The organism is Achromobacter sp. CF-sbj1-Ac2-l (assembly GCF_052698165.1).
Window position 1 is genome coordinate 857,264 of sequence record NZ_CP199855.1, and the last position, 15,763, is coordinate 873,026.

General features: G+C 67.7%; 10 protein-coding genes and 1 tRNA gene. 10 read left to right on the top strand and 1 reads right to left on the bottom strand.

The window, feature by feature from the left end; all coding sequences use genetic code 11:
• The first annotated feature begins 13 nt into the window (after positions 1 to 13).
• Positions 14 to 1,714, top strand: a complete 1,701-nt coding sequence (locus tag ACUDCK_RS04025; RefSeq protein ID WP_162876703.1) for an AMP-binding protein — start codon at positions 14 to 16, stop codon at positions 1,712 to 1,714.
• A gap of 28 nt (positions 1,715 to 1,742) precedes the next feature.
• On the opposite strand, the gene ACUDCK_RS04030 is transcribed toward ACUDCK_RS04025, so the two are convergent.
• Complete coding sequence (locus tag ACUDCK_RS04030; protein WP_054501983.1) at positions 1,743 to 2,618, bottom strand: inositol monophosphatase family protein; 876 nt, start codon at positions 2,616 to 2,618, stop codon at positions 1,743 to 1,745.
• A 131-nt stretch (positions 2,619 to 2,749) separates the two neighbouring features.
• Between ACUDCK_RS04030 and mnmC the strand changes: the two genes are divergently transcribed.
• The 9 genes from mnmC to ACUDCK_RS04075 all read left to right on the top strand — a co-directional run bounded on the left by mnmC (position 2,750) and on the right by ACUDCK_RS04075 (position 15,743).
• Positions 2,750 to 4,624 carry an FAD-dependent 5-carboxymethylaminomethyl-2-thiouridine(34) oxidoreductase MnmC gene (gene mnmC / locus ACUDCK_RS04035; RefSeq protein WP_175168154.1) on the top strand — a complete coding sequence of 625 codons (1,875 nt, stop codon included), beginning with the start codon at positions 2,750 to 2,752 and terminating at the stop codon, positions 4,622 to 4,624.
• A gap of 271 nt (positions 4,625 to 4,895) precedes the next feature.
• Positions 4,896 to 7,121, top strand: a complete 2,226-nt coding sequence (locus ACUDCK_RS04040; protein ID WP_054501894.1) for a glycoside hydrolase family 31 protein — start codon at positions 4,896 to 4,898, stop codon at positions 7,119 to 7,121.
• Between the two features lie 172 nt (positions 7,122 to 7,293).
• Positions 7,294 to 8,382 carry a methionine ABC transporter ATP-binding protein gene (locus tag ACUDCK_RS04045; RefSeq protein ID WP_054501893.1) on the top strand — a complete coding sequence of 363 codons (1,089 nt, stop codon included), beginning with the start codon at positions 7,294 to 7,296 and terminating at the stop codon, positions 8,380 to 8,382.
• Complete coding sequence (locus ACUDCK_RS04050) at positions 8,339 to 8,992, top strand: methionine ABC transporter permease (RefSeq protein ID WP_006388812.1); 654 nt, start codon at positions 8,339 to 8,341, stop codon at positions 8,990 to 8,992. Before ACUDCK_RS04045 ends, ACUDCK_RS04050 begins: the two co-directional genes overlap by 44 nt.
• A gap of 49 nt (positions 8,993 to 9,041) precedes the next feature.
• A complete protein-coding gene (locus ACUDCK_RS04055; protein WP_175168155.1) occupies positions 9,042 to 9,839 on the top strand; it encodes a MetQ/NlpA family ABC transporter substrate-binding protein in 798 nt (265 codons plus the stop codon).
• Between the two features lie 216 nt (positions 9,840 to 10,055).
• Positions 10,056 to 10,131: transfer RNA gene (locus ACUDCK_RS04060), tRNA-Lys, on the top strand.
• Positions 10,132 to 11,176: 1,045 nt separating this feature from the next.
• Positions 11,177 to 12,340: a TolC family protein gene (locus ACUDCK_RS04065; protein ID WP_175168156.1), complete on the top strand. Its 1,164-nt coding sequence runs from the start codon at positions 11,177 to 11,179 to the stop codon at positions 12,338 to 12,340.
• Complete coding sequence (locus ACUDCK_RS04070; protein ID WP_240317333.1) at positions 12,337 to 14,508, top strand: ATP-binding cassette domain-containing protein; 2,172 nt, start codon at positions 12,337 to 12,339, stop codon at positions 14,506 to 14,508. The genes ACUDCK_RS04065 and ACUDCK_RS04070 overlap by 4 nt, the downstream gene beginning before the upstream one ends.
• Complete coding sequence (locus tag ACUDCK_RS04075; RefSeq protein ID WP_175142026.1) at positions 14,505 to 15,743, top strand: HlyD family efflux transporter periplasmic adaptor subunit; 1,239 nt, start codon at positions 14,505 to 14,507, stop codon at positions 15,741 to 15,743. The genes ACUDCK_RS04070 and ACUDCK_RS04075 overlap by 4 nt, the downstream gene beginning before the upstream one ends.
• The last annotated feature ends 20 nt before the right edge of the window (positions 15,744 to 15,763 follow it).

The following is a 15,763-nucleotide window of genomic DNA, read 5'->3' on the forward strand; positions in this document are numbered from 1 at the left end:
GGAGACAAACACCATGACCCGTCCGTGGCTTGCCCATTACCCGAAAGGCGTGCCCGCCGATATCTCCATCGACGGCTACACCTCGCTGACCGACCTGCTGGACCGGGCCTGCAAGCAGTACGCGACCCGCATCGCCTGCACCGCCATGGGCAGCGACATCACCTATGCGGAGCTGGACGCGCACGGCCGCGGGTTCGCCGCCTGGCTGCAAAGCCTGGGGCTGCCCAAGGGGTCGCGGGTCGCGTTGATGATGCCCAACGTGCCGGCCTACCTGGTGGCGCTGCTGGGCACGCTGCGAGCCGGACACGCGGTGGTCAACGTCAATCCGCTGTATACCCCCGATGAACTGCAACGGCAGTTGCAGGACAGCGGCGCGGCGGTCATCGTCATCCTTGAGAATTTTGCCCACACGCTGCAGAGCGTGTCGGACCGCGGCCAGCTCAAGCACGTGGTGGTGACCGGGCCGGGCGACCTGCTGGGCGGCCTGAAGGCGCCGCTGGTGAACCTGGCGGCGCGCTACATCAAGAAACTGGTGCCGGCGTGGCACATCGAGGGCGCGCAGATGCTGTCGAAGGTGTTGGCCTCGGGGGCGGGCCTGCCGTTCACCGCGCCGGCCATTTCGATGGACGATCTGGCCGTGCTGCAGTACACCGGCGGCACCACCGGCGTGCCCAAGGGCGCGATGCTGACGCATCGCAACCTGACCTCCAATGTGATGCAGATGGAAGCGGTGGCCTCGCCCGCGCTGCATGACCTGGCGGCGCGGCAGGTCACGATCCTGAGCGCATTGCCGCTGTATCACGTGTTCGCCATGACGGTCTGCGGCCTGTACGGGCTGCACGCCGGCATGCGCAACGTGCTCATCATCAATCCGCGCGACCAGCCGTCGCTGATCGGCGCGTGGCGCAAAACGCCCATCAACGTGTTCCCGGGCGTCAATACGCTGTTCAATGCGCTGGTCCACAACGAGGACTTCGCCAAGCTGGATTTCTCCGGCCTGCGGCTGACGCTGGGCGGGGGCATGGCGGTGCAGCAGGCGGTGGCCGAGCGCTGGCTCAAGGTTACCGGGCGGCCGCTGGTCGAGGGCTATGGCCTGTCCGAAACCTCGCCGGTGGCCACGGTCAATCCGACCGATACCGATGCGTATTCGGGCTCGATCGGGCTGCCGCTGCCCTCCACCGACGTCGCCATCCTGGATGACGAGGGCCACGAGGTGGCGCTGGGCGAGCGCGGCGAGGTCTCCATCCGCGGGCCGCAGGTCATGGCGGGCTACTGGCAGAAGCCGGAAGAGACCCGCCAGGCGATGACCGCCGACGGCTTCTTCCGCACCGGCGATATCGGCATCATGGACGACAAGGGCTATACGCGCATCGTCGACCGCAAGAAGGACATGATCACCGTGTCGGGTTTCAAGGTCTATCCGAACGAGGTCGAGGCGGCGGTGTCGCAGATGCCGGGCGTGCTCGAATGCGCCGCCATCGGGGTGCCGGACGGGCATTCGGGCGAGGCCGTCAAGGTCTTCGTGGTGAAGAAGGATGCCTCGCTGACCGAGGCCCAAGTGCAGCAGTGGTGCAAGGACAAGCTGACCGGCTACAAGCGGCCGCGCTTCGTCGAGTTTCGCGACGAGTTGCCCAAGAGCAACGTCGGCAAGATCCTGCGGCGCGAACTGCGTCCGGACGCCGAGGCCGCGGCGCCGCAGGGCCAGGCGGCCTGAGCGCGCGCGGCGTGGGGACGGCCGGGCCTCAGCCCGGCTGGTCCAGGTGGGGGGCGATCATCTCGTGCAGGGCGCGCTCGATGTCGGGGTTGCCGGCCACGACGCGTCCGCCGATGGGCCAGGAGTCCTGCTGGTGCATGTCGCTGCAGGCGCCGCCGGCTTCGCGCACGATCAGCGTGCCCGCGGCCACGTCCCAGGGCGCCAATCCCATTTCCCAATAGCCGTCATAGCGGCCGCAGGCGGTCCATGCCAGATCCAGCGCGGCCGCGCCCATGCGCCGCACGCCGCGGGCTCGGTTGATGGCGTCATGCAGCATCGGCATGTATTGGCTGGCGAAGGAAAAATCACGGAAGGGAAAGCCCGTCGCCAGCACGGCGTCGTCCAGCGTGCGGGTGCGCGAGCAACTGATGCGCCGGCCATTGAGCCAGGCGCCCAGGCCGTACACGGCGGTGAACAGTTCTTCGCGGCAGGGATCGTAGACCACGCCCGCCACGGGCGTGTCGCGCGCCAGGCGTTCGGTGGGGGATACCGCGGTGCCGGCATGCGCGATGAGCGCGATCGAGACGGCGTAGTGCGGAATGTCGTGCAGGAAATTGGTGGTGCCGTCGAGCGGGTCGATGTACCAGGTGGCGGCGCCCTGCGCCTGGCCGCCGGTCTCTTCGGCGACGATGCCGAACTTGGGCGTGCGCGCCTGCAATTGTTCGATGATCGCGGCCTCGGCCTCGCGATCGGCCTGGGACACGAGATCGTTGCGCGCCTTGCGATCGATCACGAGGTCGGCGCGATGATGCGCGTAGGATTGCAGGATGGCCGCGCCGGCGTGGGCTGCCGTGACCGCGGCGTCAAGCGCGGCGCACAGGTCTACGGGCGAGGCGAGCGAGCGGGGCGGGTCATAGGTTTCCATGAAACCAGTGTAAGCCCAGCCATGCGTCAAATCCGTGGCGACGCGGCAAAAGCCCGCGTGCCCGTGGCGCATATCCAACGCAGCCGGCTGCGCCAGCCGATAATCCTTCTTTTCCGATCGCCGCCGTTTTCATGTCCTCGTCCTATGCGCCCCTGACCCCCGCCGTCGCTGAATTCGATGCCCAGGGCCGGCTGTACAGCCCGGTCTATGGCGACGTCTATCACTCGCCGTCGGGCGCGTTGGGCCAGGCGGAACACGTTTTCCTGCGGGGCAACGGCCTGCCGGAACGCTGGCGCGGTCGCGGCGCCTTCACCGTCTGCGAGACCGGTTTCGGCCTGGGTCTCAATTTCCTGGCGTTGTGGCGCGCCTGGCGCGACGATCCACAGCGTTCGCGCACCCTGCACGTGGTGTCGCTGGAGGCGCATCCATTCGGCGGCGAAGACCTGCGAGCCGTGCTGGCGCGCCATGCGCCCGAACCCGTGGCTGCGCTGGCGACGCAACTGGCGGCCCAGTGGCCGGCCTTGCTGCCCGGCCTGCACCGGCTGGAATTCGAGGGCGGCGCGGTGACGCTGACGCTGGGTTTCGGCGACGCGCAGGTGTTGGCGCCGCGGCTCGCCGCGCGAGTCGATGCGTATTTCCTCGACGGTTTCGCACCCGAACGCAACCCGCGCATGTGGCAGGCCGCCTTGCTCAAGGACCTGGCGCGGCTGGCCGCGCCGCAGGCCACGGTGGCCACCTGGGCCTGCACGGGTGAACTGCGCCAGGCCCTGCGCGATGCGGGGTTCGACGTGCGGCGGGCGCCGGGCTATGGCGGCAAATGGCACATGACGGTAGGCGCGGTGGCGGTCGGCGCCGACGCCGCGCCGGCCGCCACGGCCGACCCTGGCCGCCATGCGCTGGTGGTGGGGGCGGGCCTGGCGGGGGCGGGCATTGCGCAGTCCCTGGCGCTGCGGGGCTGGCGGGTAACAGTGCTGGATGCGGCGCTGGCGGGGGGCGCGCTGGCCCATGCCGGCCACACCGCGGCTGCGCTGACGCCGGTGCTGGCGCGCGACGACAATGCGCGCGCGCGCCTGTCGCGCGCCGGCAGTGCACGCGCCCGGGCGCGTTGGGCCGGGCTGGCCGGCGGCGCCGCGCCGATCCGGTGCGGGACCGTGCAATTGGAACGTGACGCCGGGCGCGCCGCCGCGCTGGAGGAAACCCTGTCGGTGCTGGCGTTTCCGCGTGACTGGGTGCGCGCGGTCAGCCGCGACGAGGCCAGCGCGCTGGCCGGATTGCCGCTGGCGCGCGGCGGTATTTTCTTCGGGCAGGGCATGCTGGTGCAGCCCGCCCAGTTGATTCCGGCCTTGCTGGCGACGCCCGGCGTGCGCGTGGCGGCGGGGACGGTGGCGCGGGTGGCGCCGGACGGCACGGGTTGGCGCGCGCTCGACGCCGCCGATGCGGAGCTGGCGCGGGCCGATGTCGTGATCCTGGCCAACGCCTTCGGCGCCCAGGGTGTGCTGGCGGCCAGTGGCCTGCTGGCGCCGCTGCCGCGGGTAGCGCAGATGCATGCGCTGGCAGGCGAGGTCACACTGATACCGGCCGCGGCGCTGGGCGGCGGTCCGCGTTGCGTGGTCGGGGGCGAGGGCTACCTGTTGCCGGACACTGGCGCGGGTTGTGTGGCGGGCAGTACGTACGTGCATGGCGCCAGCGAGGCGTGTATCGGCGCCGAAGGCCAGCGCGTGACGTTGGACAAGGCGGCGGGATTGCTCAGCAGCGGCGACTTTCCCGCCTTCGACGCGCTCGTGCCTGGCACGCTGCCGGGCTGGGCGGGGTGGCGGGCGGTGTTGCCGGGGCGCCTGCCCGCCGTGGGCGAGCTGGCCCATGCGCCGGGGTTGTGGTTGGCGGCGGGCTACGCGTCGCGCGGGTTGTCCTGGTCCGCGTTGATGGGGGACCTGGTTGCGGCCCGGCTTTGCGGCGAGCCGTCACCTCTTGAAACCGATCTGTCCCGGTTGATCGCCCCACGCTGAAAAAAACTTCCGGGGCGTGCAGAACCCGGAGCGGGGTGGCGTAGAATTGTGGCAAATGCCAGGATTTGGCGCCAAATGAACCCGCGTTGGGCGCAGGTTTGGTGTTCCGGTGGCGCTCTGGCGATGACTTGCGGGGGGCCAGCCGGGGGCTTTGCGACCCCTTTTTTCGGATGATATCGCCATCCAAAAGAGGGACTGAGTTTATTTCAAAGCTCAAATCCGTCAAAATAGCGTCTTTTGATGGTTTTTGGCTTAAGCCGGGGGATGCTCTGTGCCGCCCAAGTTCGACTTTGCCCATACTACCCAGCTCGACAACATCGAGCTGCTGACGTCCCGCCCCAGTCGCATCGATTTCGACGCGGGCGATGGGTTGCACCTGGTAGTCGAGGCGCATGCGCCTGGTGTGTTCCGCCTGCGCTGCGGCGAGGCGAACCACCTTACCGATGACAAACCCGGCGCGCGCGCGCGCGCCGTGGCCGAGATGCTGCTCGCGCGCCAGGAGGCGGTGGGCGAGGCCGCCATTGCCCCGCGCGAAGGCGGGGACGGTTGGCGCATCACCCAGGGCGACGTGGCCCTGGAGCTCCAATCCAACCCGGTGCGCTTTGCGCTCTACCGCAATGAAGAGCGGGTGTTCGAGTCCGAGGTTTCCGCGCATACGCCCGCATTCGGGCACAACGCGCTGGACCAGGCCGACGCCGCGGCCTGGACGGCGGGCTTTACCCTGCTGCCGGGCGAGCGCGTGTACGGTCTGGGCGAAACCCCGGGCGATCTGAACCGCCGCGAAGAATCCGTGGTCTCCGACGATCCCGAGCATCGCGCCCTGCCGCTGGCATGGAGCCCGCGCGGCTGGGGGCTGTACGTCAACACGATGCGCCGCGTCGAGCACGCGGTTGGCACGGCGCCGGCCGATTCGGCCTACGTCGTCAGCGTCGACGACGTGGTGCTGGATGTGTTCCTGTTCGCCGGCGAGCCCGCCGAAATCCTCAACCAGTACACCGCCCTGACCGGCCGCGCCGGCCAGCCGGTGCTGTGGGCGATGGGCGCGTGGCTGCAGCAGGCCAGCGGCGAGATGCCGACACAGACCGTGGCCCTGCTGGGCCGCATGCGCGAAAACCAGATTCCGGTGGATGCCGTGACCCTGGCGCAGCCGGCGGCCTGGGGCTTCCAGGCCGACAAGACCGTGTTCGAATGGGACGCCCAGCGCTTCCCCGATGCCAAGCAGATGCTGGCGCTGTTCCACAAGCACAACGTGCATGTGGCGGCGTCGGGTTTCCCGGGTGTCATCAAGACCAGCCCGCTGTTCGAGGAACTCGAAGACCGCGGCTGGCTGCTGACGCGCGAAGATGGCTCGGCGCAGGTGTTCGACGGCAATGCCGCCACCTCGGGCCAGCCCTACGGTCTGCTGGACCTGACCTACCGCGACATTTACAACCTCTGGGTCGAGCGCCATCGCCAACTGGTCGAGGACGGCCTGGACGCGCCGGCCTGCGACGCCCAGATCGCCATTCCCGATGGCGTCTCCGCCCGCAACGGCGAGACCGGCCCCGCGCTGCGCAGCATGTATCCGCTGCTGGTGCGCCGCGCGTTGTTCGACGCCGTCGCCGGCCTGAAAGTGCCGCCCGAGGGCGTGGTGCCCAGCACCGACCTGTTCCCGGCCGCGCAGCGCCTGCCGTGGCAGGTTGGCCCGCAGGTCGACAACACCTGGGAAGGCCTGCGTCATACCCTGCGCACCGCGCTGTCGATCGGCGCCTCGGGCCTGCCGGTGCAGGTGCACGGCATTGGCACCGGTTCGCGCGGCACGGCCGACATGACGCCCGAGCTGTACCTGCGCTGGCTGACCGCCGGCGTGTTCTCGGCCAATTTCTCGTTCCAGGGCGTCGCCGGCCTGCTGCCGTGGGACTTCGGTGACGAGACCCTGGCGCACGTCAAGACCTGGATGCAGTGGCGCTACCGCCTGGTGCCCTACGTGCTGGGCGCCATCGAGGACGCGGCCCGCACCGGGCTGCCGGTGCAGCGCTCCATGGCGCTGTCGTTCCCCAACGACCCGCATGCCCACGAATGGGACCTGCAGTACCTGCTCGGCCCGGCCCTGCTGGTGGCGCCGATCACCGCGCCGGGCAAGCAGGTGCGGGTGTACCTGCCCAAGGGCGAGGCCTGGTGGGACCTGAACACCGGCCATCGCTACGAAGGCGGCACCACCTGGACCATCGATTGCGAGCTGGGCCAGTTCCCGGTGTTCGGCCGCGAAGGGCACATGCTCTGTCTCGGCCCGGCCGCGCAGCACACCGGTGAATTCAATTCGGCCCGCATCCTCGACGAGGTCTGGATGTTCGGCATGCCGGTGCACAACCCGGTGGTCATGCGCAACAAGATCCGCGTCATGCAGATGCAGGGCTCCAGCTACATCAAGGGGCTGGAAGGCCTGCGCATTTCGCCGTCCGAGGGCCTGGAGGTCAAGCGCCGCGGCGCGGAAGTCCGTATTTCGCGCGCTCGCTGAGCCAGGCGGGGCCGGTTCGCCGGCCGCCGATGAAAAAGGGCAGTCAGGAAGGCTTTCCTTCCCGACTGCCCTTTACGTCTTTGCGCGGACGCATCTTATATTACTGTTAGTTATTAAAAATGGAAAAAACGGTCGTTCTCTTTAGAAGAGAAAAGATACAAAATCGCTTGCCATGATTCAGATCGAGAACCTATCCAAGACCTACGCCACGCCGCACGGCCAGTTCCAGGCGCTGCGTGGCATCAACCTGCACATCCAGCAGGGCGAGGTCTTCGGCATCATCGGCCCCAGCGGGGCCGGTAAAAGCACGCTGGTCCAGTGCATCAACCTGCTGGAGCGTCCCAACGAGGGCTCCATCGCCATCGGCGGCCAGGCGCTGACCGGGCTGAGCGAGGCGCAACTGCGCGCGCAGCGCCGCCGCATCGGCATGGTGTTCCAGGGCTTCAACCTGCTGTCGCGCCGCACGGTGTACGGCAACGTGGCGCTGCCGCTGGAAATCGCCGGCGTCGCCAAGAGCGAGATCCCGGCCCGCGTCGAACGCCTCCTGGCGCTGGTGGGCCTGGAGCACCTGCGCGACCGTTATCCCAGCCAGATCAGCGGCGGCCAGAAGCAGCGCGTCGGCATCGCGCGCGCCCTGGCCAACAATCCGGACGTGCTGCTCAGCGACGAGGCCACCTCCGCGCTCGATCCCGAGACCACCCACAACATCCTGGCGCTGCTGCGCGACATCAACCGCAAGACCGGCGTGACCGTGGTCATGATCACGCACCAGATGGAAGTGGTGCGCGAGGTCTGCGACCGCGTGGCCGTGCTGTCGCAGGGCGAAGTGGTCGAGATGGGCAGCACCCGCGAAGTGTTCGCGCAGCCGCGCCACGAAGTGACCCGCGCCATGGTGTCGGCCGCGACGGCGTCGGACCTGACCGACGCCACGCTGGCCGCCGTCAAGCAGCGCATCGAGGCGCTGGCCGCCGCCAAGCCGGGCCAGGCCGTGCGCCTGCTGCGCCTGTCGCTGACCGGCACCGACGCGTCGGGTTCGTTCCTGTCCGACCTGTCGACGCAGTATTCGCTGGACGTGGGCCTGGTGCAGGCGCGCGTCGAAGACATCCAGGGCGTGGCCGTCGGCACGATGTTCGTGCTGGCCCAGGGCGCGCCCGCCGCGGTCAAGGACGCCATCGCCGCGTTGACCGCCCGTGACATCACCGTTGAAGAAATCGCTCATGAGCCCGCAACTGATCGACCTGCTTATTACGTCGCTGCTTGACACCCTGCTGATGGTGGGCGTGGCCAGCGCCATCGCGGTGCTGGTCGGCATTCCGCTGGGCGTGATCCTGACCGTCACCGCGCGCGGCAACATGCTGGAGAACCAGGCCGTCAACCACGCGCTGGGCGCGGTCATCAACGCCACCCGCTCGGTGCCGTTCGTGATCCTGATGGTCGCCATCATCCCGTTCACGCGCCTGGTGGCGCAGACCTCGATCGGCACCACCGCCGCCATCGTGCCGCTGTCGGTGGCCGCGATCCCGTTCATGGCGCGCATCGCCGAGAACGCCATGCGCGAAGTCGATCCGGGCCTGATCACGGCCGCGCGCGCCATGGGCGCCTCGCCGATGCAGATCATCATGAAGGTGCTGCTGCCCGAGGCGCTGCCCGGCCTGATCGCCGCCACCATCGTCACCGTGGTCAGCCTGATCGGCTACTCGGCCATGGCCGGCGCCATCGGCGGCGGCGGCCTGGGCGACCTGGCGATCCGCTATGGCTACCAGCGCTTCCAGTCCGACGTGATGGCCGCGGTGGTCATCGTGCTGATCGTGCTGGTGCAACTGATCCAGAGCCTGGGCGACCGCTACGTGCGCCGCATCTCGCATCGTTGAGCACACCGAACATTCTTCTCCTCCTTCCGACATCCGGGAAATTCGCAACATGAGCATCAAGGTTTTGAAGTCGCTGGCCGCGTTCGCCCTCGGCGCCGCCGTATTGGCCCAGCCCGCGCTGGCCCAGGACAAGCCCCTGAAGGTTGGCGTCACCGCCGGCCCGCACGCCCAGATCTTCGACGTGGTCAAGCAGGAAGCCGCCAAGCAGGGCCTGAATATCCAGGTGATCGAGTTCACCGACTACGTGCAGCCCAACGTCGCGCTGGCCTCGGGCGACCTGGATCTGAACAGCTACCAGCACCAGCCGTACCTGGACAACGCCAACGCCGACCGCGGCTACAAGCTGGTCAGCATCGCCAAGACCGTGATCTTCCCGATCGGCATCTACAGCAAGAAGATCAAGTCGCTGTCCGAGCTGAAGGAAGGCGCCCGCATCGCGCTGCCGAACGACCCGACCAACGGCGGCCGCGCCCTGTTGCTGCTGCAGGCCAATGGCCTGATCAAGCTGCGTCCGGAAGCCGGCCTGAAGGCCACCCCGATCGACGTCATCGAGAACCCGAAGAAGCTGCGCTTCATCGAACTGGACGCCGCCCAGTTGCCGCGTTCGCTGGACGACACCGACGCTTCGGCCGTGAACACCAACTTCGCGCTGGAAGCGGGCCTGAACCCGGCCACCGACGCCATCGCCCAGGAATCGCCCAACTCGCCGTACGCCAACGTGCTGGTGGTGCGTGAAAAGGACAAGGACCGTCCCGAGTTCGCCAAGCTGGTCAGCATCTACCACAGCCCGGCCGTGAAGCAATTCATCGAGACCAAGTTCAAGGGCGCGGTGGTGGCTGCCTGGTAAGCCAGGTTCGCCTCCCCGATGCAGAACGGCCGCGCAAGCGGCCGTTTTCCATTGAGGCGGGCCGAACGGCCGTTTCACGGTCCCGCCGCAGCGCGCGGCGGGTCGCGTGCACCGGCGCCGCTGGCGGACAGCGATCGCCAGTTCCGGCGTGGAGGCATCCTGGCCTCTATTTTTTGACAAGGTCCACGAAATCAGCCATAATTTCGGGCTTCGGTCGGGCTGATAGCTCAGTCGGTAGAGCAGCGGACTTTTAATCCGTTGGTCGCGAGTTCGAGTCTCGCTCAGCCCACCACCCCGAATTCTCGCTTGAGCCCAAGCTCTCCATCCCCGGGGAGCTTGATGCCATGGCACCCAAAAACGCCGCTTTCGAAGCGGCGTTTTTTTTTGCGCGGCTCCTCGCCTGGAGCCGCGCCGGTATCCGAGTACCGGTGCTCCCCGGCAGGCCGCTGCGCGGCGCGCCGCTTCAGGATTCGCGACCGACCCTTGGGCTCTGATCGAGCCGTCTCCCGCCGATCGACCGATCTGGCCGCAATGGCCATCGTGGTGTGCGGGTCGATTCCGCAGTCGTTGTTGATCGGCCACTTTCTTGCGGACGAATGAGACTCCCGGGAAAGAGCGGTTTCCTTTTATCCGAATATCACGCCATCTGAGCAGCTCGACGGAAATAATTCGAGCTGAAAATACCATTATTGGAAATGGCTTCGGATAATATAAGACCAAGCCGCGGTTTTATAAATATCTATGTGTTTTATTTGTCCTGCTTCCCGCAATAATAATTATTAGAGTGCGGCGTGCGCATTGATATTCGACTGCTCCATCGAAATTAATACCTATGGCGTTACGCATGATGCGTGTGCCGCAAGTGCTCTAATTCATTAGCCAAATCGCCTCGATTCTCGCGAAGGAATCGTGCTGACGGGGTTATTTCCTTGCTGAATGCACGTAGCGATTTCAATTGGAATCGCGGGATTTCATCCAGGTTGAAATAATGGCTTGCAGGGCCGTTTTTTTGTCGTCGTAATAATGAAAAAATATAAAGCTGAAATGCAGGCGGGTTGCAATGCCGATTGGCAAATGCACCGATGGGCAACGATTGTCGTGTCCGTAATGGATGCGGGTACGTCATGGTCGTCCTGATGTCCGGGGCGGGCCGATCCCGGTCATGGGTAGCAATGCGCTGGTGCGTGGGCGCCGTCGTCGCGATGGCCCTGGTCGCGACGGGCGGCACGGCCGGGGCCGGTGTGACCGGCGGCAAGACAGCGTCGGTTGGCGCGCCCGCGGGTGCCTCCGGGCCCGGGGAGGCTCCCATCACACTGCAGGCCCTGGTCGAGGCGGCGATGCGCAGCCATCCGCTCGCGCGTGGCGCGCAGCAGGAGCTGGACGCGGCCAAGGTGGACGTGGACGCGGCCCGGCGGCGCTGGTGGCCTTCGGCGTCCCTGGTCATGGAGTCGCACTCGACTTCCGTCAACTCGCCCGCATCGCGGGGCGCCCAACTCGAGCAGACGCTATGGGATGGCGGCCAGATCAATGCCAATATCGACCGGGCCCGCGCGGATGTGAGCAAGAGCGAGGCGCGGGTCACATGGCAGCGCCAGCAACTGGCGCTGCAGGTCATCGGCGCCTGGCAGTCGCTGATCAGCGCCCGAGACCGGATTGCCATTTCCGAGGCAACCATGACCCGGCTGCGCGGCTACGAAGCCCAGATGCGCCGCCGGGTGGCGGCCGATGCTTCGCCGGCGGTCGACATCGAATTGGCGCTGTCGCGCCTGCGGCAGACGGAAGTCGACCTGACGACGGCGCGTTCCGCCCTGCGGCTGGCGGCACAACGGATCGAGCAATTGTCGGGCGTGGCCGGGCTGGACGCTGAGGCCGACACGCTGGCCGCGTGGCCCGACGCGCAGCAGGTCAAAGACGTTTCGGCCCGCTTGCTGGCGGAAGACGTCGGCGCCCAGGCATGGGACAGCGCGGCCGTGAAAATGGCCCAGGGCGATGTGGCCGTCATGCGGGCCCAGCTCGACGCCAAGTCGGCGCAACGTTGGCCGACGGCCTACCTGCGCGTCAACCGCCCATTGGGCGACGCCTATCCGGGCGCCCGCACCGACCGTGGCGTATCGGTGTTCGTGGGCCTGCGCTACACGCCGGGCGCGGGGTTCTCGACCGGTGTCGAGGCCGATGCCCTGCGCGAGCGCGTGTCGGCGGCAAGCATGGCCGTGGACGCGGCCTGGCTCGAACAGCGCGAGGCGATGCTCGGCGATATCGATCAGATCGCGGCGGCCGAGAATCAGTTGGCGGCGCTGGAGAGCGCCGTCACCGGCTCGCAGCACGTGCTCGACTCCTATTCCCGTCAGTTCACCGCCGGGCGCAAGACCTGGATCGACCTGTTGAATGCCGTCCGGGAACTGGCGCAGAACCAGTACGCCCGGGCCGACTCGCAGGCCGCGCTGGCCGCGGCCGCCTATCGCCTGCAGGTGCGCCTGGGCGCGACGGAGCTGGCGCCGTGAGCGCCGTCCCCAAGATGGAGCCGCTGGAGTCGCTGGCCTGGGCATTGAACCGGCTGGCCACGTTGCAGGGCGCGGTGCTGGATCCGCTGCAATTGCGGTCCGGCCTGCGTCAATGCGCCGGCGTCCAGCATCCCGCCGAGTTGCTGGTTCTGTTGTGCCGCCTGTTGGGGGTGGGGGCGCCGCAGGGGTTGCGGCGTCCCGATGCCGCGCATTTGCCGCTGCTGTGCCATCTGCCGGACGGCCAGTGGGGCATCGTGACCGACCTGGCGCCCACGGGCGACTGGATGGTGGCATGCGGCACCGTCACCCAGGCGTTCGCGAGCGCCGCGCTGCAAGACCGCTGCACGCGGATGCAACTGGCGCCGGCGGGTTCTTCCGCGGTCAGCGGCCATCCGGTCGGGCCGGCACCGGCCGAGACCTTCCGCTCGCGTCGCAACGCGGCCATCCGGCCGTACCGCGGCGCGTTGATCGAAGCGTGCGTGGGCTCCGTGATGGTCGGCCTGCTGGCGCTGGCCACCTCCATGTTCTCGATGCAGGTGTATGACCGTGTCATCCCCACGCGTGGCGAGTACACCCTGTTCGTGCTGGCGACCGGGGTATTGATCAGCGTCCTGATCGAACTCGCCGTCAAGATCGCCCGGGCCCGCGTGATGGATCACGTGGTGGTCGGGGTCGACGGCATGCTTTCGCGCGACATCTTCCATCGCCTGATGTCGCTGCGCATCGATCAGGTGCCGGCTTCCGTCGGTTCGCTGGCGGCGCAGATCCGCGGCTACGAACAGGTTCGCGCGTTCTACACCGCGTCTTCGTTGTTCGCGCTGGTCGACTTGCCGATGGCCTTGGTGTTCGTGGCGATCGTGATGGCGCTGGCTACGCCGGCGGTGGGCCTGGTGTTGCTGGGGTTCGCGCTGGTCGCGCTGTTCATCGGCCTGGCATCGCAGCGCCGGATCGCGCGCCAGGCCAAGGAGGGCGCGGCGTATGCCAATCTCAAGACGGGCCTGCTGGTGGAGGCCGTCGAAGGGGCCGAGACCATCAAGGCCGGCGCGGGCGGGTGGCGCTTCCTGTCGCGCTGGCTCGATGTCAGCGCGCGGACCATCGCCAACGATCTCAAGATGCGCCACTTGAGCGAAAACGTGGGGTATCTGGGCGGCTCCATCCAGCAACTCAGCTATGCCTCGTTGATCGTCGTGGGCGCCCTGACGGTGATGCACGGCGAGATGACCACCGGCGCCCTGATCGCCTGCTCCATCCTGAGCGGCCGGATCCTGAATCCGATCCTGGCGGTGCCGGGCTTGATGATCCAGCGCGCGCATGCGCTGGCCGCCGAGGACGGCCTGGAAAAACTCTATCAACTCAAGACCGACAACCACGGCGTGCGGCGTCCGCTGGCGCCGGAGCGGATCGAAGGACGCTTTGCGCTCGAAGACGTGTCGTTCGCCTATGGCGACAATCCCGTGGCCCTGCGCGTGCCGAACCTGCGTATCCAGCCGGGTGAAAGAATCGCGGTGGTCGGGCCGATCGGGTCGGGCAAGTCGACACTGCTGCGCGTACTGACCGGCATGTACGTGCCGCAATCCGGGCGCGTACTGCTGGACGACCTGGATCTGTCGCACATCAGCCGGCTGGCGTTGAGCCGGCAGATCGGCTACCTGCAGCAGGACCATCGCCTGTTCCAGGGAACCCTGCGCGAGAACCTCCTGATCGGGCTGCCCGATCCCGGCGACGAAGAGATCCTGCGCGCCATGCGCCGCACCGGCATGGATCGCATCGTGGCCGCGCATCCGAAGGGCCTGGACCGGCCCATCGTCGAAGGCGGGCGGGGATTGAGCGGCGGGCAGCGGCAACTGGTGGCGTTCACCCGCCTGGTGCTGTGCCGGCCGCGGATCATCCTGCTGGACGAGCCCACCGCGTCGATGGACGACGACCAGGAGCGCCGTTGCCTCGGCGTGTTGGCCGAAGAGGCGCGGGCCGGCGCGACGCTGGTGGTCGTGACCCACAAGCCCAATGTGCTGCCGTTGGTCGAGCGCGTCGTGGTCATGATCGGCAACGGCATCGTCAGGGACGGCCCGCGCGATGCTGTATTGAAAGACCTGGAGGCCGCCCGGCGCGATGATGATGCCCGGCGCGCCGCCGGAGCCTCGCTGGGCGTGGCGGGAGCGCAGGCATGAGCCGGCTGATCATTGATTCCCGCTCGCGCGGCAAGGGGAATGCCCTGGCGCCGATGTTGCCCGCGGACGGATCGGATGGGGTCTCGCTGGCCACGCCGCCGCGCCGGGCGCGCTGGTGCATGCGTGCCATGTTCGCCGGCCTGTGCGCGTTGCTGGCCTGGGCCGCGGTGGGCAAGATCGACCAGGTCACGCGGGCGCCCGCCCAGATCATCGCCGCCGCGCGCACCCAGGTGATCCAGTCGCCCGATGGCGGCATCATCACCCAACTGCATGTCAGCGAGGGCGACGTGGTCCATGCCGGCGACGTGCTGGCGACGCTGCAGGAAGAGCGGGCCCGAGCCGCCGTCAGCGACAGCAACGCCAAGGTGGCGGCGCTGCGGATCACGCTGGCGCGCCTGCATGCCGAGGTCTATGGCACCCCGCTGGCGTTCCCCTCGGATCTGCAGGATTACAAGGACTACATGCGCAATCAGCGCGACCTGTACCAGAAGCGCCGCACCGCGATCAAGGAAGACCTGGCGGCGCTGCGCAACATGCTGTCGCTCGCGCGCCAGGAACTGTCGATCAACCGCAAGCTGGTGGCCACAGGCGACGTCAGCCAGGCGGAGATCCTGCGGCTGCAACGCGCGGTCGCCGACATCGAGGCGCAGATGACCAGCCGGCGCAACAAGTATTTCCAGGACGCGCAGGCGGAAATGACCAAGGCGCAGGAAGACCTGACCAGCCAGACCGAGCAGTTGCGCGACCGCAATCAGGTGCTGGAACAGACGCGGCTGATCGCCACGGCCGATGGCATCGTCAACAACATCCGCGTCAACACGATAGGGGGCGTGGTGCGCCCCGGCGAGACGGTCATGGAAATCCTGCCGACCGGCGGCGACCTGCTGGCCGAGGCGCGGGTCGGACCCGCCGACATTGCCTTTGTCCAGGTGGGCCAGAGCGCCAACGTGCGCATCGATGCCTATGACTCCTCCATCTTTGGCGTCATGTCGGGCGAGGTGAGCTACATCAGCCCCGACGTGCTCCAGGAAGAGACGCGCCAGGGGCCTTCGCATTACTACCGCGTCCGCATCCTGATCCGGGAAGCGGAGTTCAAGCGCCATTCCTCCGAACAGATCCAACTGCGGGCGGGCATGACCGCCACCGTGGACATCAAGGCGCGCGAGCGCACGGTGCTTCAGTACCTCGCAAAGCCCATCACCAAGGGGTTGCAGCAATCGCTGGGTGAACGCTGACCTGCCTTGTCTTGCCGGGC

Bases quoted from the DNA above. Each gene is read 5' to 3' on its own strand.
- ACUDCK_RS04045 (WP_054501893.1), top strand. From the start codon at position 7,294: ATGATTCAGATCGAGAACCTATCCAAGACCTACGCCACGCCGCACGGC.
- mnmC (WP_175168154.1), top strand. From the start codon at position 2,750: ATGTCCTCGTCCTATGCGCCCCTGACCCCCGCCGTCGCTGAATTCGAT.
- ACUDCK_RS04075 (WP_175142026.1), top strand. From the start codon at position 14,505: ATGAGCCGGCTGATCATTGATTCCCGCTCGCGCGGCAAGGGGAATGCC.
- ACUDCK_RS04050 (WP_006388812.1), top strand. From the start codon at position 8,339: ATGAGCCCGCAACTGATCGACCTGCTTATTACGTCGCTGCTTGACACC.
- ACUDCK_RS04030 (WP_054501983.1), bottom strand. From the start codon at position 2,618: ATGGAAACCTATGACCCGCCCCGCTCGCTCGCCTCGCCCGTAGACCTG.
- ACUDCK_RS04025 (WP_162876703.1), top strand. From the start codon at position 14: ATGACCCGTCCGTGGCTTGCCCATTACCCGAAAGGCGTGCCCGCCGAT.
- ACUDCK_RS04055 (WP_175168155.1), top strand. From the start codon at position 9,042: ATGAGCATCAAGGTTTTGAAGTCGCTGGCCGCGTTCGCCCTCGGCGCC.
- ACUDCK_RS04065 (WP_175168156.1), top strand. From the start codon at position 11,177: ATGCGCAGCCATCCGCTCGCGCGTGGCGCGCAGCAGGAGCTGGACGCG.